The sequence below is a fragment of the Spirillospora sp. NPDC127506 genome (assembly GCF_040302145.1).
Classification (GTDB): domain Bacteria; phylum Actinomycetota; class Actinomycetes; order Streptosporangiales; family Streptosporangiaceae; genus Spirillospora.
Map to the genome: position 1 here is coordinate 81,155 of NZ_JBEORG010000033.1, position 21,803 is coordinate 102,957.

Sequence of the window (21,803 nt, forward strand, 5' to 3'; positions counted from 1 at the left end):
GCCCCGGCTGGACGGCCGGGGCGGCCCGCCGCTCCTCATGCGGGCGTCACGTCTTGCAGGGGGCTCCGTTCAGGGTGAAGGCGGCCGGGGCCGGGTTCGTCCCGCCGCTCGACCCGTTGAAGCCGATCGTGACCGAGCCGCCCGGCGGGATGCCGGCGTTCCAGGACAGGTTGCGCGCGGTGACGTCCGCGCCCTCCTGCGCCCAGGTCGCGCTCCAGCCCTGGGTGACGCGCTGGCCGGCGGCGAAGGAGAAGCCCAGCGTCCAGCCGGAGACAGGCGAGGTCCCGGTGTTGGCGACCGTGACCTGGGCGGTGAACCCGCTCCCCCACTGGCTCACCACGTGGTATCCGACCTCGCACGCGGACGCGGCCGGCCCGCCGTCCGCCGGGATCTCGACCAGCGTGATCGAGGACGCGGGGAACGTCGAGGTGAACCCGTCCGCGCCGACCTGCACGTCCGGCGCCCGGACGATCGACGACAGGTCGGCGCCGCTGTACCGGTACACGTGCCCGGTCGCCTGCCCCGACCGCCCGGCGATCGAGACCGTGCTGGTCAGGTCGTCGGTCAGCGACTTGTTGACGATCATCAGGGTGAGCGCCCCGTCGGACGACCGCTCCGCCGCGTACACGGCGAGCTGGCCCTGGTCGGCGCTCGACGCGCTGACCGAGGTGTCGCCGAACGCGGACCCGGCGCCGTCGTAGTCCAGGTACATGCGGAAGGCGTACGCGCCCGGGTCGGCGGAGCCCGGCGGCGACCACAGCGTGGCGAGGTCCAGGCCCTCGCGTCCGAAGATCCCGAGGACGTCGGCCTGCGCGAGCGCGCCGTTCATGTGGTCGAGCGCGCCCCAGTTGTACTCGGTGATGGCGAGCTTCGTGCCCGGATAGTTCTGGTCCACCAGCTCGCGCATGCGCGGGATGTACTGGATCGGCTGGTTGATCCAGCTCTCATCCGTGTAGGCGGGATCCCAGAGCTGCCGGGTGGAGCGCAGCCTGAGCTCCTGCGTGGCCGCGTCGCCGGCCTCGCCGAACGCCACCCCGCTCTGCTGCGGGTAGAGGTGCTCGTCGAAGTAGTCGAGGATGCGGGTGCCGTGCTCCTTCTCGTACGCCTTCATCTGCTGCAGGTACCAGGCGGCGAAGGGCGTGCCGCCGTGCGCGGCCCGGTCCGGCGGGTCGGACCAGCAGTCGCCGCCGTCGCGGTCGCACGTCTGCTTGTCCAGGCCCGACATCGTCAGCGACTGGAAGCCCCAGCCGACCGGGCCGAGCGTCTTCGCGCCCGGGTCGGCGGCCTTCACGGCGGACGCGATCGCGTACGTCTGGTCGCGCATCTCGTCGTAGCCCGCGCCGTCCGGGTGGACGTCCCGGTGCGTCTCGTGCCAGAGGTCGGGCTCGTTGTCGAGGTTGTAGAACCGGACGCCGCCGTTCTTCGCCGTGCCGTACTTGCCGGTCAGGTGCGCCAGCCAGTCGGTGACGTACTCGGGCCCGGCCGGGACGCTGGTGTCGGACGGGTCGTTGCCGGTGACCCTCGTGCCGTCCGTCTTGACGCCGTTGCCGCAGTCCGGCCGCCACTCGGTGTCGGCCCTCTCCTGCGGCCCGTACTTCTCGATGCTGAAGCCGCAGCTGTAGTCGCGGCCCTTCGGCGTCCAGCCGATCAGCGGGACGGTCAGGATCGTGTCGGTGCCGGTCCGCCGGTCCTGCTCGGTGAACTGGTCGGTCTCGGACCCGTCGGGCAGCGCGTCCGGGTCGGGGGCCGGGCCCGGCACGTTCTCGAAGTACCAGTCCGAGCCCCGGTTGGTCTCGTCGTAGAGGTAGTTGTAGCGGGTGGTCGCGTTGCCGCCCCACCGCCGGACGGGCAGCCCCAGCTCCGCGGCGAGGTCCTCGTCCGCGAAGTTCATGCCGTAGATGTACGGGCTGATCGCGTGCCGGGACGCGGACGGGTCGACGGTCAGCGCCGGACCGTCCGCCGCCCGCGCGGCCGGCGCCGCCCAGGGGAGCAGCGCCGCCGCGAGGGCGGCGGCGAGCAGTGCCTTGCGGGACATGTCACGCCTCGCAGGGCTGGTCGTTGAGCTCGAACCCGGCGGGCGCGCCGGACGAGGAGCCGGTGCCCTGGAACCCGATCGTCTGCGACGCGCCGGGCGCGATGGCGCCGTTCCAGTCCAGGCTCTTCGCGGTCACGTCGGCGCCGGACTGCGACCAGGTCGCGCTCCAGCCCTGGCCGACCTTCTGGTCGCCGGGGAAGGAGAAGCCGAGCGTCCAGCCGTTCAGCGCCTCCGAGCCGCTGTTGGTGATGGTGATCTGCGCGGTGAAGCCGCCCTGCCAGCTGTTCTGCACCGTGTAGTCGACCGTGCAGGAGACGTCCGGGGTGCCGGGGTCGCCGTCGCCCGGATCGCCGTCGCCCGGGTCGTCCGAGTCGAAGGCGCCGAGCAGGTAGGGGTCGAGGTAGGACTGCTTCGCGGTGTTGACGGTCGTCCAGTCGCCGTTCAGGATGCCGCCCGTGTCACCGGAGTTGGGGTTCCACGACCAGAAGGTGAAGGAGATCCCGCTGGTCCCCGTGCCCAGGTAGGCCATCAGCGTGCGCAGCCACGCCTGGTCGCGCGTGTCGGTCAGCGTCGTCCCGAACTCGCCGAGCAGGACGGGGGCCACGTTGTTCTTGTAGAGGTAGCCCCAGTTCTTGTCCCAGATCGCGGCGAGGTTGTCGGGGAAGCCCGGGTCGTCGAACCACGGCTGCGGGTACACCGACGTGGCGTAGTCGTGCGCCGAGTACACCAGCCGGTTCGGGACGTTCAGCCGCACCGGGTACTGCGCGGCGCCCTGCAGGTTGCCGCCCCACCAGTAGTTGTCGCCCTGGTGGTCGTTGACCCCCTCGACGATGATCAGCCAGTTGGAGTTGACGGCGAGGATCGCGTTTCCGGCCCGCTCGGCGGCGAGCCGCCAGTCCGTCGCCTGGTCGCCGCAGCCCCAGCAGGCCGGGGAGTGCGGCTCGTTGTGCAGGTCCGCGCCGATGACCGTGGTGTCGCCCGCGTAGTGCCGGGCGAGCATCTCCCAGTCGGAGATCCAGCGCGACTCGGGGTAGGCGTCGGTGTACCAGAGCGCGGACTGCCCGCCCGCGTCGGGGCGGTGCCGGTCGAGGACGACCTTCAGCCCGATCCGCCCCGCGTAGTCGATGATCTTGTCGAGGATCTGCAGCCCGCTGAGGCCCTGCAGGTCGGGGTTCTTCGCGTAGTCGATGCTGTTCGGCGCGCTGCCGGAGTCGAACAGCTGGTTGGTGTAGGGGAGCCTGAGCGTGTTGTAGTCCAGGCTCTTCATCTGGTCGAGCATGTCCTTGTAGTTGCGCGTCCAGAGCCCGTGCGGGGAGAAGTTGGACGTCTCGGCGCCGAACCAGTTGATGCCCGTCATCCGCACCGGCTGCCCGTTCGAGTCGAGCAGCCGGCGGCCGTCGGTGTGCCAGTACCCGGTGCCGGCCGCCGCGAGCGCGCGGGGCGGCGCGGCGGGGACGAACACGAGCGCCAGCAGCGCGGCCAGCATGATCAGGAGAGTGCGCTTGGTTCCGTAGGATCCGGCCATGGGATTCGATCTCCTCTTTCCCGGTCCCTTCGACGGTGTGGGAGCGCTCCCAAGGTCGCGAGTGCCGCAGGGGGTGTCAAGATCGGGGATCGAGTCCCGTTATGACCAGCCGCCGGGCGTGAAAATCCATGAAACGGGCGGCCGGCCCCTCATCACAGCCCGAACAGCTCGGCGGCGCCCCGCCAGCAGACCGCCCGCAGCCAGTCGTCGCCCAGGTCGAGGGCGGCCAGCGACTCCAGCTGGTGCGCGTACTCGTAGGGGATGTTCGGGAAGTCGGTGCCGAGCAGGATCCGCCCCTCCAGCCCCAGCTCGCGGAGCCGGGGCAGCAGCGCGTCCGGGAACGCGGCCAGGCTGGCGAACCGGGTGAACACCATCGTGGTGTCCAGGTGGACGCGCTCGTGGGCGTCGGCGAGCGCGAAGAAGCCCTCGAACTCGGGGGCGCCCAGGTGCGCGACGATCGTGGTCAGCCGCGGATGGCGGGCGAGGACCTCCCCGTACGGGCCGGGCCCGGTGTAGCCGTTCGCGACCGGCCCCGAACCGGCGTGGACGAGCGCGGGCACCCCGGCCTCGGCGAGCATCCCCCACACGGCGTCCAGCTCCTTGGCGCGCGGGTCGAAGCCGCCGACCTGGAGGTGGACCTTGAAGACGCGCGCCCCGGAGTCCAGGGCGCGGGCCACGTAGTCCTCCACGCCCGGCTCGGGGAAGAACGTGGCGGTCTGCACGCATTCGGGGACGCGGGCGGCGAACTGCGCGGTCCACTCGTTCAGCGACTCGGCCATGCCGGGGCGGTGCGGGTAGGACAGCGACGTGAACGCCCGGACGCCGAGGCCGCGCAGGAACGCCAGCCGCTCCTCCTCCGAGTCCCGGTACCGGATGGGCCACTCGGTGCCGATCAGCGGGCCGGCCTCGTCGAAGTAGCCCCAGACCGCGCTCATCAGCCGCGGCGGCATGAAGTGGACGTGGACGTCGATGATGCCCGGGAGCCCGAGCGCCTGCCAGAACGAGGGGACGGCTGCATCAGAACGAGGTTCGGCCACTCCCCGACCCTAGCCGCTCGTCAGATGATCTCGGCGAGCAGGTCGGGCAGCGCCGCGCGCAGCTCGCGCCGCCAGTACGGCCAGGTGTGGGTGCCCCGGTAGAAGTGCGTCGTGACCGGGATGCCGAGTCTGCCCAGCTTGTCGGCGAACTCCCGGGACACGGTGCAGGCGAGGGCCTCCAGCGCGTCCCGGCCGGACCCCGCGTCGTACGGCCCGGGGGCGCCGTCGCCGGCGGTGACGTGCACGCGGACGCCGGCGAGCCGGCCGGCCAGGTCGTAGGGGTTGTGCTGCCGCCACACGATGCGCTGCTCGTCGGGGTCGCCCCACACGTCCGTCCAGTCGAGGGACGGTGCGCCGACCGCGACGCTCAGCTCGACGAGGTCGGCGACGTCGAGCCCGGCCGGGTCGCGGTGCAGGGTGTGCACCGGCCCGCTGAACGACGCCGCCGCCCGGAACAGCCCGCGGTGCCGGGCCGCGTAGGCGAGCGCGCCGAGGCCGCCCATCGCGTTCCCGGCGACGGCGCGGTCCGCGCCCGCGCGGTATCCGCGTTCCAGGATCTGCCGCAGTTCGGCGAGATGGAACGTCTCCCACTTCGGCGCGCCGCCCGCGCCGCGATTCCACCAGTCGGTGTAATTGCCGCACGGGCCGCCGTCCGGCATCACGACGATGACTTCGGCGTCCTCGGTCAGTTCCTCGACGTCGGTGTGGTCGGTCCAGGCGGTGTGGCCGTCCCGGCCGGCGCCGGACCCGTGCAGCAGCCAGAGCACCGGCCAGGTGCGGGAGGCGTCCCGCGACCAGCCGCGGGGCAGCAGCAGGCGGACGCGGGCGACGTCGTCCAGGACCGTGGAGCGGACGGCGAGGTCGAGCACCCGGGGGCGCGGACGGCGCTCGCCCACCACGCCCGCTCCCGCCATGTCGCGCAGCCGCATGTTTTCCGCCCCGGGTCAATCAGCAGCGAGTTCTTTGTAAGGATCCCCACTCGGCGCCATGTTTCAACGCTTTGCAATGGGTTTATAAAGTGTCGGACCGGTCGTGCCGGTCTACGTTCCTTGTAGGGTGACGCGGATGGGAGGGCGACCCGTCGGGATGCGGAGCGTCGAGATGCGGAGCAAGGCGGAGCTGGAGTCGGCCATCGCGGACGGCGGGCGCGCGGTGCTGGTGATCAACTCCAGGTCCCGGCGGGGCCGCCGGCTCTTCGGCACGGCCCGCCGGCTGCTCCGCGAGTCCGGCCTGGAGTTCCTGCACGTGTTCCCGGTCACCGACCCGACCCGGCTGCGGGAGCTGTTCGCCGACGTCCTCGCCCTGGAGCCCGACCTCGTGGTCGTCGGCGGCGGGGACGGGACGGTCGCCGAGGCGGTCGGGCACCTGGCGCACCGCGACATCGCGCTCGGCGTGCTGCCGCTCGGCACCACCAACAACTTCGCCCGCAGCCTGGAGCTGCCGCTCGACCTGGCCGACGCGGTCCGCACCCTCGCGGTGGGCCGCCCGGACGGCGGGAAGGTCGCGGACGTGGACGTCGGCTGGTTCGAGTCGACCGGCGACCCGCAGGGCGAGGGGCCGGGCGCCGACCGCGAGCACATCTTCGCGAACATGGTGAGCCTCGGGCTGTCGGTGCAGGTCGCCGAGCACGTCCCGCACGCGCTGAAGCGGTTCGTGGGGCGCCCCGCGTACGCGCTGACGGCGGCGGGGCTGCTGCCCCGGCACGAGGCGTTCACCGCCCGCATCACGATCGACGGCAAGACCTACGAGGTCGCGACGCACCAGCTGAACATCGCGAACGGCGCGCACCACAGCGGGCAGCGGATCGCCCGCGACGCCAGCCCGGACGACCGGCTGCTCGCCGTCTACCGGCTGGGCGACGAGCGCCGGCTGCGGCTGGCCTCGGCGACGGCCCGGCACGTCCTCACCGGCCAGTGGCGGTCCCTCGCCGAGGACGCGTTCCTCACCACCGCGCAGGTCGAGATCGAGACCGACCCGCCGATGCAGGTGGACGTGGACGGCGAGATCCGCGGCCGCACCCCGGTGTCGATCAGGCTGCGCGGCAACGCGCTGCGGGTGATCGTCCCGCGCACGTTCGCCGACACGTGACCCGTCACCGCTCGCCGACCGCCTCGCCTGCCGACTCGCCTGCCGACTCGCCTGCCGACTCGCCGGCCTTCTCGCCTGCCGACTCGCCTGCCATCACGTAGGCGCCCGACTCCAGCCGCTCGATCAGCCCGCGCGTCCACGCCGTCGCGGACTCCGCGGAGTGCATCCAGTAGCCGAGCAGCTCCCGCAGGTGGTCGGACGGGTCCTGCTCGTCCAGGTGCGGGGCGACCGAGGCGCGCCACGCGGCCAGCCCGTCCAGCCGCCGGCGGAGCAGCTCGACCGCCTCTGCGCGCGGCAGCTCGGTGAGGAACCCGAGCCCGGCGGTCAGCATCTCCGGATGCCGGATGTCGACGGTCGACAGGGCGCAGCGCAGCAGCCGCAGGAACTCCTCCCGCCCCGCGTCGGTGATCTCGTAGTCGGTGTGCGGCGGCCCGGCCTCGCTCTCCTCCACCTCGTGGGCGCGCAGCAGGCCCTCCTTGGCGAGCTGCCTCAGCGCGTGGTAGATCGACCCGGGATTCACGTGGGCCCACTCGTCCGAGCCCCACGACATCAGCTGGCGCCGCACCTCGTAGCCGTGGGCCCGCCCGAACCGCCGCACCCCGCCGAGCACCAGCAGCCGCGTCGTCGACATCATCTCCCCCTGTGCGCGAAAAACCTGTCCAGGGTAGACGGTCCGGGCGGATGCGGGGACTAGCTCCGCAACGCGGCGAGGTCTCCGCCGGCGGGGGCGAGGCGGGCGGCGGGGGCGTCAGGCGCCCCGCTTGATCTGCGCGAGGACGGTCTCGTCGCTGATGCGGTGGTCGGCGGCCAGGAGGAACGCCGTGCCGAGGATCTGTGTGAGGCGCTCGTCCTCGAACGGCAGGAACAGGCCCTTCTGGCTCGGCCTGCGGGACGGTTCCGCGCGCAGCCGGGCGTTGCCGGGCTCCATCAGCACGCCCCCCGACCCCAGGTGGATCTTGTAGGTGCGCAGTTCGCCCCGGACGACGAGGAACCTGCCGTCGACCGAGCACCGGCCGGCGATCTTCGTGCCGGGCAGGATGCGGCGCAGCGCGTCGCCGCGGATCTCGGCGCTCGCCGAGAGCTCGCCGAACGGCGCCTCCTCGGTGATCGAGGTGACGCGGAGGAACAGGTCGACCTCCCGCGCGCCCTCGCTGTACACGAGCGGCGGCACGTCCGCCGGGTGGACCTCCCGCCAGCGGCCGGCGACCTTCCGCTCGAACCGGGTGCCGTCGTGGTGGCTGACGCGCCAGGCGCCCTCGGCGAAGACGCGCCGCAGCTCGCCGTCGAACCCGCCGCGGCGCCGGACCGGCCCGGCGCCGGCCGGGGCGGGCCGGTAGGTCTCCCGGAACGCCTGCTTGAACGACTGCGTCATCCGGTTCGCGGTCACGAAGCCGCGCCAGGCCCGCACCGCGCCGGGGAACGCCCGCGCCGGATGCCACAGCCGCACCCGGGCGTCATCGGCGGGGACGGGCAGCGCGCGGCCGTCCACCGTCACCAGCACCCCCTCGCCGGGGGTGGCCGCGTGCCAGATGCCGTCCGGTCCCTCGAACTCCCAGATCAGGCCGCAGGCGACCACGCCCGTGACCGGGTGGTCGCGGTAGTGGCGGCGCCACTCGGCGAACGGCCAGGTGCGCTCCACCGCCATCAGCGCCTCGATGCGGGTCCGCTCGGCGGCGAGCGTCGCGCGGACCTGCTTCACCAGGGTCTTCAGCTCCTTGATCTCGGCGGCGAACGGGACCTTGAGCGCGCCCGGGACGGTGCGCAGCGGCCGGCCGTCCGCGCCGGTGAAGGTGAGCCGGACGGTCAGCGGGTCCTCGATGACGAGCACCGCCTGGTAGGCGCCGATGTCGCGGGCGAGCGAGCCGTCCCGGCAGAGGCCGTGCGCGGGCACCCCGCGCTCGACCAGCTGCGCGGGGGTGATGCCGCGGCGGGCCGCCGCCGCCTCGATGGCCGCCGCGATCCGCCGGCCGAGGCCCGGGTAGCGGACGTCGCGGCTCAGCCCGCGCAGCACGTCGAGGGCGCGCGGGTCGGCGAACTCGCCGAGCGCGTTGATCGCCGCGCCGGCGAGCTTGGCGGACGGCCGGAACTCGCGGGTCACCCCGGCGGCGCGGCGCGCGATGACGTCCAGCAGCGGGATCACGCCGGGGTCGCCGAGCAGCGCGGCGGCCCACACCCGGCCGCGCGCGCCCGGCTCGGCGCGCAGCGAAGGGTCGGAGAACGGCCGCCCGCCGGCGAGGTCCGGCTCCTTCGTCGCGTACCAGCGCACCCTGCGCAGCACCTCGTCGCGCGCGGCGGGGGCGGCCAGGAGTTCCAGTGTGCGGCGGCGCCACGCGCGCGTCGGCCGTGGCGCGTTGAGCGCGTCCAGATGCGCCCGGAGGTCGTCGGACATGGGGTGATCTTTCCAGACGCCGCCGACGGTTCCCGGCGTTTCCGGTGATCAGCGCTTGCTCTGGGGGAGATCACGGGCATCAGCGGTACGGATCGGCAGAAACCGGGCGGCTGCGGCACCTGGTCAGTGACCTCGTGGTCACCTAGGCTCGGTGGACACCGAGTAGAACGAGGTTCGGACGGCCATGGCGCACAGCGTGGTGATCATCGGTAGCGGGTTCGGCGGGATCGGGACGGCGATCAAGCTGCGGGAGGCCGGCGTCCACGACGTGGTCGTCCTGGAGAAGGCCGAGGGGCTCGGCGGCACCTGGCGGGACAACACCTATCCGGGCGCCGCGTGCGACGTGCCGTCCCACCTGTACTCGTTCTCGTTCGAGCGCAAGACCGACTGGTCGCGCCGGTTCCCGCCGCAGGCCGAGATCCTCGACTACCTGTGGCACTGCGCCCGCAAGTACCGGGTGCTGGAGAAGGTGCGGTTCGGTACCGAGGTCACCGAGGCGCGGTTCGACGAGGACGCCGCGCTCTGGCGGATCTCCACGACGAACGGCGACCTGGAGGCGCGGGTGCTGGTGTCGGCGTGCGGGCAGCTGAACCGGCCCGTCCTGCCGGACATCGAGGGGCGCGACTCGTTCGCCGGGACGAGCTTCCACTCCGCGCGCTGGGACCACGGCGCCGACCTGCGCGGCAAGCGGATCGCGGTGGTCGGGACGGGGGCGAGCGCGATCCAGTTCGTCCCGGAGATCGCCAAGGAGGCGGCGGAGCTGCGGCTGTTCCAGCGGTCCGCGCCGTACGTGATCGACAAGCCGGACCGGGTGTACCGGCCCTGGCAGCAGGCCGCCATGAAGGCCGTGCCGGGCCTGTGGGAGCTGAACCGCGCCTACGTCTACCTCGCGTACGAGGCGCGGGCGCTGGGGTTCATCAAATACCCCAAGCTGATGGCGATGCTGGAGAAGCGGTTCAAGAAAACGCTGCGGAACGCCATCGGGGACCCGGTGCTGCGGGAGGCGCTCATCCCCGGCTACCCGATGGGCTGCAAGCGGATCCTGCTCTCCAGCGACTACTATCCGGCGCTGGCCCGGCCGAACGTCGACCTCATCACCGACCCGATCGTGCGGATCACGCCGTCCGGCGTCGAGACGGCGCGCCGCGCCTATGACGTGGACGTCATCGTGTACGGGACGGGGTTCCGGTCCACCGAGTTCCTCTCCCCCATGAAGATCGTCGGGCGGGACGGCCGGGAGCTGAACGAGGCGTGGCGGGACGGCGCGCAGGCGCACCTCGGCATCACGGTCAGCGGCTTCCCGAACCTGTTCCTGCTGTACGGCCCGTACACCAACCTCGGGCACAACTCGATCATCTACATGCTGGAGTCGCAGATCCGGTACGTGCTCGGCTGCGTGGAGGCGCTGCGCGGCGCGGGCCTCGCCTGGATCGACGTCAAGCCGGACGTCCAGGACGCGTTCACCCGGGAGATGCGCGAGCGGATGCGCACCACCGTGTGGGAGGCGGGCTGCCGGAGCTGGTACATGACCGCCGACGGCAAGGTCGTCAACAACTGGCCCGGGTTCACGTTCGCCTACCGCCGCGCGACGCGCCGCCCCGACCCGCGGCACTTCACCGCGAGGCGGGCCGCCTAGGCTCGGAGCCATGCCGACCGCCTTCATCACCGGCGCGACCGCGGGCCTCGGCGCCGCGTTCGCCCGCCGCCTCGCCTCCGACGGCTTCGACCTCGTCCTGCTGGCCCGCGACGCCGAGCGGCTGGACCGCACCGCCGCCGAGCTGCGCGGCGCGTACGCCGTCCGCGCCGAGGCGCTGCCCGCCGACCTGTCCGCCGAGGAGGGGCTGGCGGCGGCCGAGGAACGCGTCCGCAAGGACGTCGACCTGCTGGTCAACAACGCCGGGTTCGGCAACAAGGGGGTGTTCCTGGACGTCCCGGTGGCCGACGAGCTGGCCATGCTGAAGGTGCACTGCGAGGCCGTCCTGCGGCTCACCCACGCCGCGCTGCCGGGGATGCTGGAGCGCGGCCGGGGCGCGGTGCTCAACGTCTCGTCGATGGCGGCGTTCGCGACGCGCGGCACCTACGGGGCGTCCAAGGCGTGGGTGGTGAGCTTCAGCCGGGGCATCGCGGCCGACCTGCGGCAGCGGTCGCGCGGCGGCGTCCGGGTGATGGCGCTGTGCCCCGGTTTCGTGCACACCGAGTTCCACGAGCGCGCGCGGATGGACATGTCCGGCCTGCCCGGCTTCATGTGGCTGGACAAGGACGACGTCGTCGACGCCGCGCTGCGCGACCTGCGCCGCGGGGCGGAGGTCAGCATCCCGGGCGCGCAGTACAAGGTGCTCGCCGGCGCCGCCCGGTTCGTCCCGCGCGGGCTGGTCACCCGCCTCTCGTCCACCACCGGCCGCCGGTACGGCTGAGCCGCATGTAAGCGAGCACTTGCAAGGGCGGCCCGCGCGGGGCACCCTGATAGCACCGGTCGATTCGATGGCGCGCCGAACGACATGCCCCGCCCCCGTCCACCGAGAGGCCACTCCCGATGGGTACCGACCTGGGTTATGCCGCCCTCGCACTGATCGCGACCGCCGTCTACTACATCGCCTTCCTGGTCTTCCGCGCGTCCGCGCGGAGGATGGAGCCGCTGCGCGGCAGCCGCCCGTTCCGCGTCGCCCGGCTCATGCTGACCGACCCGGTGTGGCTCGGCGGCGGGCTGCTGCTGTTCCTCGGCCTCGGCTACGAGGTCGTGGCGTTCTCCGCGCTGCCGCTCGCCCTCGCCCAGCCGATCTTCGCGGTGGCGCTGGTGCTGCTCGTCGGGTACGCGGTGCGCTTCCTCGGCGAGCGGCTCAGCGCCCGCGAGTGGGCGAGCGTCGCGCTGTTCGTCCTCGCCGCGATGCTGATCGGGCTGTCCGCCTCCGATGAGGGCGGCCTGCACGCCGGCGCCACGCCGGCGGGCACGCTCGCCCGGCCCTGGACGATGATCGCCGTCTGCGCCCCGGCGGTGCTCGTCGCCGCGCTGGTATGGCTGGTCGGGGACCGCCGCGCGAGCGGCCGGCACGCCCGCAAGCCGGCCGGCGTCGCCTACGGGATCGGCGCCGGGGCGTGCGCCGGGCTGGCCGAGGCCGGCATCCGCGGCATCTCGATCGTGTACCAGGAGACCGGGAGCCTCCAGGCGGTCATGCAGTCCGCCTACCCGTACCTGACGATCGGCCTCGCCGCGATCGCGCTCGGCCAGCTGCAGGTCGCGCTGCAGCGCTGCCGGATCGCGATCGTCGCGGTCGTGCTCACCGTCATCGGCCGCACGTACCTGCTCCTCGCCGGCAGCGTCCTGTTCGGCGAGGACTGGCCGCGCGAGACCGGACCGTTCCTGCTGCGGGCGGGCGGCTTCACGCTGGCGCTGCTCGCGCTCGTGCTGTTCCCCCGGTACGAGGAGCAGGCGCCGTACGGGGAGGAGGCGCGGGCGCCGGAACCGGCCGCCCGGAACACCGTGCACCCGGCCTTCGATGCTCGTACATTGCCCAGATGGCCCTCCACTCCCGCCGGTCCCTCCTGACGGCCGCGCTCGGCGCCGCCCTCGCGCTGGCCGGTGCCGCGGCGGCGCTGCCGCTGGCGCCCGCCCCCGCAGCCGCCGTCGTGGGCGGCGCCCCGGCCTCGTCCGCGGCGTACCCGTGGCTCGCCGCGGTCGGATCGCCGATCTTCTTCGTCCGGCCGTCGGGGCAGTTCTGCGGCGGCGCGCTGATCAAGCCGGACCGGGTGCTCACGGCGGGGCACTGCGTGTCGCTGTTCCGGTCGGTGCCGGGGCTGCTCACGGCCACTTTCGGCCGGGACGACCTGACCGGCGATGGCGGTGAGACGGTCCCCGTGGCATCGCTGCGCATCCATCCGGACTACCGGGAGACGTCGTTCAAGGGCGAGACCGTCCTGCACCACGACATCGCGGTCCTCACGCTGGCGCGGCCCGTGCACCGGCCCGTGGCCGCGCTCGGCTCGCCCGGCTCCGCCCGGACGGGCCGGATCCTCGGCTGGGGCTTCACGTCGGAGAACGACCTGCTCAACACACGTCTGCGGGCCGCAGACGTCCCGCTGCGGAGCGACGCGGCGTGCCGGCGGGCCTACGGCGGCTCGTTCGACCCGTCCGACATGCTGTGCGCCGGATCGGACCGGGCCGACACGTGCCAGTTCGACAGCGGCGGACCGCTGGTCGTCCGCGGCCGGGTCGCCGCGCTGACCTCCTGGGGCCGCGGCTGCGCCGAACCCGGCTACCCGGGCGTGTACGCGAGGCTCGGCTCCCTGCCCTGACCGGCCATTGCCCCGCCCCGGCCCCGCCTGGATGCTGGCCCCATGCGGGTACTGGTGACGGGGGCGGCGGGATACATCGGATACGCGGTCGGGCGGCGGCTGGTCGCGGCCGGCCACGAGGTGGACGGGCTGGTGCGGCGCGACGCCGCGCTGCCGGACGGCGTGCGGCCCGTGCGCGGCGACCTGCTCGACCCGGACGGGCTCCCGCGCGGCCCGTACGACGGGGTGTGCCACCTGGCGGCGCTCACCCGCGTGCGGGAGTCGTTCGAGCGGCCGCTGCCCTACTTCGCGGCCAACGTCCAGGGCACGGTGAACCTGCTGGAGGCCGTCGCGGCGGACCGGATCGTGCTCGGCTCCACGGCGGCGGTGTACGGGGCGCCGGAGCGGCAGCCGATCCCCGAGAGCGAGGCCCCCGCGCCGGCCAGCCCGTACGGGGCGTCGAAGCTGGCCGCCGAGCACGCCGTCCGCTGGCACGCGCGGACGGGCGCGGCCGGCGCGGTCGTCCTGCGCACGTTCAACGTCGCGGGATCGGTGGACGGCCGCACCGACCCCGACGAGACCCGGCTGATCCCGAAGGCCCTCGCCGTGGCCGCCGGGCGCGCCCCGCACATCGAGCTCAACGGCGAGGGGCTCGCCGTCCGCGAGTACCTGCACGTCGACGACCTCGCCGCCGCCTACGTCCGGGCGCTGGAGGCCGTCCGCCCCGGCGAGGACCGCGTCTACAACGTCGGCAGCGGCGCCGGGGCGGCCGTGCGCGAGGTCGTCGCCGCCGTGGAGCAGGTGACCGGCCGGCCGGTGCCCGCGCGCCGCCGCCCGGCCCGGCCGGAGGCGCCGGTGCTGGTCTGCGACGCCGCCGCGATCCGGGCCGAGCTCGGCTGGCGGCCGGAGCGCTCCGCGCTGCCGGAGATCATCGCCGGCTCGTGGGACGCCCTGCTCCGCGCGGGCGGATAAACTCGCCGGCGTGTCCGAGCCGAAGTTCGAAGTCCAGATGCTCCACGACCGCGTCATGATCAAGGTCGAGAAGGACAGCGGCGAGCGCCGCAGCACCGGCGGCATCGTGATCCCCGCGACCGTGGAGCAGGGGAACCGCCTGGTCTGGGGCGAGGTCTGCGGGGTCGGCCACCACGTGCGGATCGTCAAGCCCGGCGACCGGGTCCTGTTCCACCCGGGTGACCAGTACGAAGTCGAGATCCAGGGCGAGAACTACCTCGTCATGCGCGAGCGCGACCTGCACGCCATCGCCAGCGAGCGCCCCGAGCACGGCACCGGCCTCTACCTCTAGACCGCGCCGCCGGATCGCGTCCCGCTCCCGCCCGTGGTTTTCACTAGTCGATATGCATAAACTCGGGAGCATGGACGACCGCGAATGGGTCGACGCGGAACCCGCGGCGGCCGAGGCGGGGCTCGGCGGCAGCCGCGCACGGGTCCTGCGGGTGGTCCGCGAGGCGGGCGCCGCCCCGCTCGGCGTGCGCGAGATCGCCGAGCGGGCCGGGCTGCATCCCAACACCACCCGCTTCCACCTCGACGGGCTGTCCGAGGCCGGCCTGGTGGAGCGGGTCGCCGAGGACCGCGACCGGCCCGGCCGCCCCCGCGTGATGTACCGGGCGGAGGCCGCGGACGGCAGGCACAGCTACCGGTTGCTCGCCGAGATGCTGGCGAGCCTGGTCTCGGGCCTGCTCCCCGATCCGGAGCGGGCCGCGCTGGAGGCGGGCCGCGCCTGGGGCCGCCATCTCGCCGACGCGCCGGCCCCGTTCCAGCGCCTCGACCCGGCGGAGGCCCTGAAGCGCCTCAACCGGCTGATGGCCGGCATCGGGTTCAGCCCCGAGTTCGAGCACGACACCGGTCACACGGATCCGGACGAGGTCCGCATCCGGGTGCGGAACTGCCCCTTCGGCACGGTCGCCGAACAGCACGCGGACGTGGTGTGCCGGCTGCATCTCGGCCTGATCCAGGGCGCGCTCGAGGAGCTGGACGTGCCGATGGCGGCGGACCGGCTCGATCCGCTGGTGGAGCCGCACCTCTGCCTGGCTTACCTGCGCCGCGCCCCGAGGAGCGATGGCGAGGCGGACCGGGCGGACGCCGGCACCGCCCCGGCGGACGGCGAAGCCGAGGGCTGACGGCCCGGACGCGCGGAAGGCCCGCGGACCCCTTTCGGGCGTCCGCGGGCCGACGGGCCGGGCCGGGAGGCGTCAGCCGCTCCGCTCCGCCGGTTCCTCCGCGGCGTCCGCGGAACCCTCTGCCACGGGATCCTTCACCGCGGAGTCCTTCGCCGCGGTCTGCCGCGCCTTGGAACGCGGGCCGCGAAGGGCGAGCAGGATTCCGCCGACCAGTGCCAGTTCGGCGAGGCCGCTGAGCACGTCGAGGACGCCGGCCGCCTCCGCCTCGCCCGCCTCCGGGCCGAAGGGCAGGCCGGCCGTACGGCTCACCGCCCACAGCGCGAGGACGCCGAGGTTGACGGCGAGCCCGGACAGCAGCAGCGGCCGCTCGCTCCCGGTGCAGGCGAGCACCGCCCAGACGAGCTGGAACATGCCGATGGCGCTGAAGAAGACGCCGTAGGCCCACCATTCGCTCAGGTGCTCGGGCACGACGGCGTAGTGGACGAGCGCGGCGAGGACCGACCCGATCGCCGCGACGCGTCCGGCCGTGAGCGCGGACGAGGCCGCCGGGGCGGTCGCCGTGCCGCTGGTCTCGATGGTTGTCATGGTCACCTCCTGAGGGTGGGTCAGCCGACCTGGAAGACGCCCACGCCGCCCGCGGCCATGTTCCTCATCTTGTGGCCGAGGAACGCGTAGGTGCCGGCGTCGGGAAGGGTGAACTCGACGAAGCCGCCCTGGGTGGGCTGCAGGTCGAGGACCTGGGCGCCGCCCTTGTCGGCGTTGCCCTTGCGCACCAGGTAGGCGCCGTCCTTCCAGACCGTGTCGAAGATCGTCCCGACGACGTGGAAGGCGATGTTCTCGTTGGGGCCGCCGTCGTCCACCCACACGCGGACCCGGTCGCCGGGCTTCACCTTGATCGGGGCGTGCACGTACTGGTTGTGGTAGCCGTTGAAGACGACCGCGTCGTACTCGCCGGCCATCATCTTGGCCATGTCGCCGGGCTTGCCCTGGGGACCGAGGTACAGCTCGGACTGCACGAGCACCAGCTCCTTGTCGACCTTGTCCAGCTTCGGCGGGTCGACGATCACGGCGCCGTGCATGCCGTTGCCGATGTGGTAGATCATCGGGTCGGAGCCGCAGTGGTAGGTGAAGATGCCGGCGAACTGCGCCTTGAACTCGTAGACGAGCGTCTCACCGGGCTTGATCGTCCTCATCTCGACGTTCGGCGCGACCTTGGAGGCGTGGAAGTCGATCGAGTGGCCCATCGAGCCCTTGTTGACGAGCTTGATCCGGAAGGTGTCGCCGACGCTGCCGCGCAGTGTCGGGCCGGGCGCGGAGCCGTTGTAGGTCCACCGGGTCTGCTTCACGCCGGGGGCCACCTCGATCTCCTTCTCGGTGACGGTGAAGGTGACCTCGTGGACGTCCTTGCCGTCGTTGGCGGGTGCCGTCGGGTCGTGCGGCTTCCAGCCGGCGGCGGGCTTGGCGGCCGGGTCGATCTTGGCGTTCGCGGAGTCGCCGGCGGCGGTGCCGCTCGCCGCCGCGCCGGTGTCGCCCGCCGCGGCCGACGTGGTCTTGCCGCCGGTCACGGTGACGTCGACCAGCATGCCGGCTTCCTTGTGGCCGGGGACGACGCACCACGCCTGGGTGGACTCGGTGAGCACGCCCCAGTGCTGCGTCTCGGACTGGCCTGGTTCGAGCTCCTTGTTCGTCTTGCCGAGCAGGCTGAACGTGTGGTTCATGCTGCCCTTGTTGACGACCTTCACCGTGACGTCGGCGCCCGCCGGGACGGTGACCTTGTTCGGCTTGATGTACATGTCGCCCTCTTCGAATTCGAGGGTGACCTTCTTGCCCTTCCCGGGCAGGGCCGCGTCACCGCCGCCGGAGGAGGACGAGGAGGAGCCGGCCTCCTCCGACGCGGCCAGCGTGCCGTGCTGGTCGCCGGGCGCGAAGCCGACCATGAGCAGCCCGACGATGAGGCCGAGCGCGAGCGCCGCGCTGATGGCGGGCAGGTACCCGTTCAGCGCCGCGGTCCAGTGTCTGCGGGCGGGCGCCGACGGCCCGCCCGACGCCGGATCGTCCGGCGCGGGGGTTGTGGACATTGACTCACTCCAGATGTGAGAAAGGGGGGGATCCGAGCGGTTCGGGGGTACCGCGCTCAGGTGATCTGCATCTCCATGACCAGGCCGAACATGCCCTGGGAGCCTTCGGCGTGCGGGAAGATGTGGCAGTGCCAGATCCACTTGCCGGGCTGGTCGGCGTGGATCAGGACGGTGTAGCGCTCGCCCGGCGCGACGTTGACGGTGTCGGCCTTGTAGGTCTGCTCCAGCGGGAACCCGTCCTTGGCGATGATCACCTGGTCCACGCCGTGCAGGTGCATCGGATGCGCCATCGTCCCGGCGTTGACGTAGGTGACCTGCACCCAGTCGCCCACCTTGGCCTTCAGCGGCTTGGTCGCGGGGAACGACTTGCCGTTGAGCGTCATCCCGATCACGCCGGCGTCCTGGATCTGGATGATCTGCTTCTGCGCCACCTTCTCCTTGTGGGGGGTGGGGATGTCACCGAACTGGATCGCGCCCCACAGCCCGCTGCTCACCTGCTTGGTGCCGTTGTAGTGCGAGTGGTACCAGGTGTCGGCGATCCGGGTCACCGGGAACTCGTAGGCGAACGACTTGCCCGGCTTGATCGAGTCCTGGGTGACGTTGGGGACGCCGTCCATCTTGTTGGGCAACTGGATTCCATGCCAGTGGACGCTGGTCGGCTCGGGCAGGTCGTTCTTGACCACGATGCGGACCTTGTCCCCGACGTCCGCGCGGATCGTCGGGCCGGGCACCATGCCGTTGAAGCCCCAGGCGTCCACGACCTTGCCCGGTTCCACCTCCCACTTCAGGGGCGCGGCCGTCATGTGGAACTCCTTGGTGCCGTCCGCCAGCACCTTCGGGACGAGGTCCTGCCCGCCCTGGCCCTTGGTGGCCGCGGGGAAGCTCTTGTCCCGCTTCGCCATGGCCTCGTCCATGGCCTTCCAGTCGCCCGCACCGCCGGCGGACGCGTCGTGCGAGGTTCCGTGGTCCTCCGCGGCGGACGGCGCCGCCGCCTCCGCCGCGGGCGCGGACTCCGCCGCGTGCGACGCCTCGGTCGCGCCGCTGCCGCGTGGAATCGTCCACAGCGACACGGTCAGCGCGAGCGCGAACGCGATCGCGGCGACCAGCGCCCTCGATCTGGCTCCATCCATCGTGTCGACCCCTTCCGGGTCCTAATTTTTACGAGCGCATTAGGTTTAATTGTTCGCACCGGTCCCGGTCTATAGGCGGGGGGTGTGAAGCGCCGCACAGATTTGATGGAAGCCTTATTCATGCAGTTCAGATGGGGTTCACTTGCGAGGGAGGGCGCGACTGTGCCGCCATCGCGCACCCCGCCTGCACGGCCCCGGTTCAACCAAATACACTAGTTTTTTTTGGTCTTTTCGGTCGGCGAGGCGTCCCGGCCGGGGACTCGCGGTCGGTGACGCGCGGCACCGTGGGCGGCGGAGGGACCGGCTTCCCCGAAGCGGCGCGATCCCCGCGCGGCGGGCTGAGACACTGCCCTGCGGAACGGGACGGGCCGCGCGCCCGTCGAACCGGCACACCGAGCACCGGAGGGACCGATGGGCGACGGGATCGAACACGACAGGTCGAGCCAGCTCAAGCAGATCGAGAGCGGGCTGCTCCCCGGCGAGCAGATCATCGCCGTCTACGACGCGGTCGGGACGGGCACCGGGTTCATCGGCCTCACCGACCGGCGGGTGATCATCCAGGACCGGAGCTTCGCCGGCAAGAAGTACGCGATCACCAGCGTGCCGTACTCGAAGATCACCTCGGTGAGCGTGGTCAGCAACAAGTCGTGGGCCGGGTCGTACTTCTCCACCGGGTCGATCGCGATCCACGTCGGCCACCAGACCTACGAGGTCGAGTTCCGCGGCAGCGACAAGAGCCACCACGTCCACAACGTGATCTTGCAGCACATCTCCTGACGCGCGGCCGGCCGCCGGAGGAGGCGCAGGTCAGACGACGACCTTCACGGTGGAGCCGGTGCGGTCCTTGGTGACGCGGAGCTGCGCGGGGATGCGGGCGCGCAGCTCGGCGACGTGGCTGACGATGCCGACCGCCCGGCCGCCGTCGCGCAGGCCGTCCAGGACGTCCATGACCTCGTCGAGCGTCTCCTCGTCGAGGGTGCCGAAGCCCTCGTCGACGAACAGCGTGCCGATCTCGGTGCCGCCGGCCTCGGCGGTGACGACGTCGGCGAGGCCGAGCGCGAGGGCCAGCGAGGTGATGAACGACTCGCCGCCGGACAGGGTGGCCGGGTCGCGCGTCAGGCCCGTCCAGGCGTCGGCGACGCGGAGGCCGAGGCCGCCCGCGCCCTTCGCGCGGTCGCCGGCCGTCCGGTCGGTGGTGTGGGCGAGGGCGTAGCGGCCCCCGGACATGCGCGACAGCCGCTCGTTCGCGGCGGCGACGACCTGTTCGAGGCGCGCGGCGAGCACGTACGCCGACAGCGACATGGCGTGCCGGTTCGCGGGGTGCTTGCCGGACGCGAGCCCGGCGAGCCGCTCGGCGACCTCGTGGCGTTCGGCGGCGGGCCGCCATGCGGCGACGGCGCCGGCGAGCCGGCCGCGCAGCTCGGCGAGGCGTTCGCAGCGGTACCGGGCGCGGTCGGCGGCGCTCACGGCCTCGGTGTGCGCGTCCTCCGCCGCGCGGACGGCCGCGCGGAGGGCGGGCAGGTCGGGCGCGGGCTCGGCGGCGGCCGCGATGAGCTCGGGGTCCTTGAGCAGGGCGCGGACCTGGGCCTCCTCGACGTCCCACTGGCGGAGCCTGTCCCGGAGGGCGCCCTGCTCCTCGTCGGGCAGCGCGGCTTCGAGGACCTCGTCGGGCGTCCCGAACCCCTGCTCCTCGGCCTCCTGCCGCGCCTTCGCGCGGGCGGCGGCCAGCTCCTCCTCGGCGCGGCCGCGGTCGCGCGCCGCCTCGGCCGCCTCGCCCAGCGCGCCGGCCTCGCGGGTGAGGCGGGCGATGCGCTCCTCCAGGGTCGGGTCGTCACCGCGCGCCTCGTCCAGCTCCGCGGCGAGGCGGGCCCGCTCGGCGGCCAGGTTCTCGTCGCGGGCGCGGGTCTCGGCGAGCCGCCGGGAGACCCGGTCGTGCTCGTCGCGGGCCAGGTCGAGTTCCCGCTCGTGGCGGTGGAGCACGGCCTCCAGCCGCTCCGCCTCCGCGGCCCGCGCCATGGCGGCCTCGAACTCCTCCCGCGCCTCGGCCAACTCGGCGGCGAGCGCGGCGGCGGGCGCGTCGCCGGCCGCCTCGATCAGCTGGTCGAGTTCGGAGCGCCGCGACTCGACCTCGCCGGTCCGCCTCTCGCGCAGGTCCTGCGCCTCGTCGTAGGCGGCCTGGGCGCGCTCGATCTCGCCCTCGGTCGGGACGACGGCGAGGGACGCGACGGGCGCGGGGTGCTCCGTGGAGCCGCAGACCCGGCAGGGCTCGCCGTCGCGCAGCTCGGCGGCGAGCGCGGCGGCCATGCCGTCCAGGCGTGCCTGCCGGAGCTCCTGGACGCGGTCGCGGGCCCGCTGCGCGGCGTCGACCGCGGCGCGCTGCGCCTCCTCGGCGGCGGCGAGCAGGCCCTCGACCCGGTCGCGGCGGTGCGCGGCGTCGAGCCTGCGCTCGGCGTCCCGGACGGCGGCCTCCGCGCCGGCGCGGCCCGCCGCCGCGAGCCTGGCCTCCTCCAGCTCGGCGCGGCGGGCCGCCACGATGCCGGGCAGCTCCTCCAGCGCCGCGGCCGCCCGCGCCTCCTGCTGCTCCAGGCCGCGCAGCTCCTCGGCCAGGGACCGCCGGTCACGCTCGATCTCGCGGAGCCGGGCGGCCTTCCCGCGCACGCCCTCCAGCGCGGCGGCCTCGTCGCGGCGGTCGCGCTCGGCCTTGGCGAGGACGTCCTCCGGCGCCTTCGGCGGCAGCAGCGCGGCGACCCGGGACCTGGTCTCCTCGGCCCAGCGGCGGGCCTGCACCGCCCGGCCGTGCCGGTCGCGCACGTCCTTCACCCAGGGGACGACCCGGTCGGCGCGGGCGGCGGCGTCCAGCCGCGACGCCGTACGGGACCTCTCCTCGGCGTGCTCGGCCAGCGCGTCGCGCCGGGCGAGGGCCTCGGCGTGCGCCCGCCGCCGCCGGGCGAGGTCCTCGCCGTCCTCCAGCGCCGCGCGGGCCGCGCGGAGCGCCGCCGCGGCCTCGTCCCGCAGGCGCTCGACGGCGGCGCGGACATCGGCGTGCCCGGCCGCCAGCTCGGCCGCCCACGCGGGCAGCACATCGACCTCGGCGAGCGGCTCGGCGGCCGGTTC

General features: G+C 73.3%; 19 protein-coding genes. 9 read left to right on the forward strand and 10 right to left on the reverse strand.

What is annotated here, in order from left to right:
• Nucleotides 1-46: 46 nt before the first annotated feature.
• From ABTW95_RS26905 to ABTW95_RS26920, 4 genes are all read right to left on the reverse strand, one after another.
• The gene (locus tag ABTW95_RS26905; RefSeq protein WP_500227745.1) at nt 47-2,035 is read right to left on the reverse strand and encodes a glycoside hydrolase family 44 protein; all 1,989 of its coding nucleotides are present in this window, start codon (nt 2,033-2,035) and stop codon (nt 47-49) included.
• A 1-nt stretch (nt 2,036) separates the two neighbouring features.
• Nucleotides 2,037-3,560 (reverse strand): cellulase family glycosylhydrolase, encoded by a 1,524-nt coding sequence (locus ABTW95_RS26910; RefSeq protein ID WP_500227746.1) that lies wholly within the window; start codon nt 3,558-3,560, stop codon nt 2,037-2,039.
• 152 nt (nt 3,561-3,712) lie between these two features.
• On the reverse strand, nt 3,713-4,597 hold the full coding sequence (locus ABTW95_RS26915) for an amidohydrolase family protein (protein ID WP_396448943.1): 885 nt from the start codon (nt 4,595-4,597) through the stop codon (nt 3,713-3,715).
• Between the two features lie 20 nt (nt 4,598-4,617).
• Entirely contained in the window at nt 4,618-5,526 is a 909-nt protein-coding gene (locus ABTW95_RS26920; protein ID WP_396448942.1) for an alpha/beta hydrolase, read from the reverse strand.
• Between the two features lie 136 nt (nt 5,527-5,662).
• On the opposite strand from ABTW95_RS26920, the gene ABTW95_RS26925 reads away from it, so the two are divergent.
• The gene (locus tag ABTW95_RS26925; protein ID WP_500227747.1) at nt 5,663-6,685 is read left to right on the forward strand and encodes a diacylglycerol/lipid kinase family protein; all 1,023 of its coding nucleotides are present in this window, start codon (nt 5,663-5,665) and stop codon (nt 6,683-6,685) included.
• A gap of 4 nt (nt 6,686-6,689) precedes the next feature.
• Here the strand turns inward: ABTW95_RS26925 and ABTW95_RS26930 are convergent, their stop codons facing one another.
• Nucleotides 6,690-7,319: a PadR family transcriptional regulator gene (locus ABTW95_RS26930; protein WP_500227748.1), complete on the reverse strand. Its 630-nt coding sequence runs from the start codon at nt 7,317-7,319 to the stop codon at nt 6,690-6,692.
• Between the two features lie 114 nt (nt 7,320-7,433).
• Nucleotides 7,434-9,074: a DUF4132 domain-containing protein gene (locus ABTW95_RS26935; protein WP_396448939.1), complete on the reverse strand. Its 1,641-nt coding sequence runs from the start codon at nt 9,072-9,074 to the stop codon at nt 7,434-7,436.
• 184 nt (nt 9,075-9,258) lie between these two features.
• Between ABTW95_RS26935 and ABTW95_RS26940 the strand changes: the two genes are divergently transcribed.
• The 7 genes from ABTW95_RS26940 (at nt 9,259) to ABTW95_RS26970 (ending at nt 15,481) form a co-directional block, all read left to right on the forward strand.
• Nucleotides 9,259-10,710, forward strand: coding sequence for a flavin-containing monooxygenase (locus tag ABTW95_RS26940; protein ID WP_396448938.1), 1,452 nt, complete (start codon nt 9,259-9,261; stop codon nt 10,708-10,710).
• 10 nt (nt 10,711-10,720) lie between these two features.
• Nucleotides 10,721-11,488, forward strand: coding sequence for an SDR family NAD(P)-dependent oxidoreductase (locus tag ABTW95_RS26945; protein ID WP_396448937.1), 768 nt, complete (start codon nt 10,721-10,723; stop codon nt 11,486-11,488).
• A gap of 119 nt (nt 11,489-11,607) precedes the next feature.
• Complete coding sequence (locus ABTW95_RS26950; protein ID WP_396448936.1) at nt 11,608-12,618, forward strand: DMT family transporter; 1,011 nt, start codon at nt 11,608-11,610, stop codon at nt 12,616-12,618.
• Nucleotides 12,588-13,364, forward strand: a complete 777-nt coding sequence (locus ABTW95_RS26955; protein ID WP_396448935.1) for a serine protease — start codon at nt 12,588-12,590, stop codon at nt 13,362-13,364. The genes ABTW95_RS26950 and ABTW95_RS26955 overlap by 31 nt, the downstream gene beginning before the upstream one ends.
• A 42-nt stretch (nt 13,365-13,406) precedes the next feature.
• On the forward strand, nt 13,407-14,315 hold the full coding sequence (locus ABTW95_RS26960; RefSeq protein ID WP_500227749.1) for an NAD-dependent epimerase/dehydratase family protein: 909 nt from the start codon (nt 13,407-13,409) through the stop codon (nt 14,313-14,315).
• Between the two features lie 10 nt (nt 14,316-14,325).
• Nucleotides 14,326-14,646, forward strand: coding sequence for a GroES family chaperonin (locus tag ABTW95_RS26965; protein ID WP_089326083.1), 321 nt, complete (start codon nt 14,326-14,328; stop codon nt 14,644-14,646).
• A gap of 70 nt (nt 14,647-14,716) precedes the next feature.
• A complete protein-coding gene (locus ABTW95_RS26970) occupies nt 14,717-15,481 on the forward strand; it encodes a helix-turn-helix transcriptional regulator (protein WP_396448933.1) in 765 nt (254 codons plus the stop codon).
• A 72-nt stretch (nt 15,482-15,553) separates the two neighbouring features.
• Here the strand turns inward: ABTW95_RS26970 and ABTW95_RS26975 are convergent, their stop codons facing one another.
• Genes ABTW95_RS26975 through ABTW95_RS26985 form a run of 3 tightly spaced genes read right to left on the reverse strand, consistent with a single transcriptional unit; the run spans nt 15,554 to nt 18,689 of the window.
• Nucleotides 15,554-16,066 (reverse strand): hypothetical protein, encoded by a 513-nt coding sequence (locus ABTW95_RS26975; protein ID WP_500227750.1) that lies wholly within the window; start codon nt 16,064-16,066, stop codon nt 15,554-15,556.
• Nucleotides 16,067-16,086: 20 nt separating this feature from the next.
• Nucleotides 16,087-17,559 carry a multicopper oxidase domain-containing protein gene (locus ABTW95_RS26980; protein WP_500227751.1) on the reverse strand — a complete coding sequence of 491 codons (1,473 nt, stop codon included), beginning with the start codon at nt 17,557-17,559 and terminating at the stop codon, nt 16,087-16,089.
• Between the two features lie 56 nt (nt 17,560-17,615).
• Nucleotides 17,616-18,689 (reverse strand): multicopper oxidase family protein, encoded by a 1,074-nt coding sequence (locus ABTW95_RS26985; RefSeq protein WP_396448930.1) that lies wholly within the window; start codon nt 18,687-18,689, stop codon nt 17,616-17,618.
• A gap of 411 nt (nt 18,690-19,100) precedes the next feature.
• Here ABTW95_RS26985 and ABTW95_RS26990 point away from each other — a divergent pair, with 411 nt between their 5' ends.
• Complete coding sequence (locus tag ABTW95_RS26990; RefSeq protein WP_396448929.1) at nt 19,101-19,466, forward strand: PH domain-containing protein; 366 nt, start codon at nt 19,101-19,103, stop codon at nt 19,464-19,466.
• A 30-nt stretch (nt 19,467-19,496) separates the two neighbouring features.
• Here the strand turns inward: ABTW95_RS26990 and ABTW95_RS26995 are convergent.
• On the reverse strand, nt 19,497-21,803 hold a 2,307-nt coding region (locus ABTW95_RS26995; RefSeq protein WP_500227752.1), incomplete at its 5' end, for an SbcC/MukB-like Walker B domain-containing protein.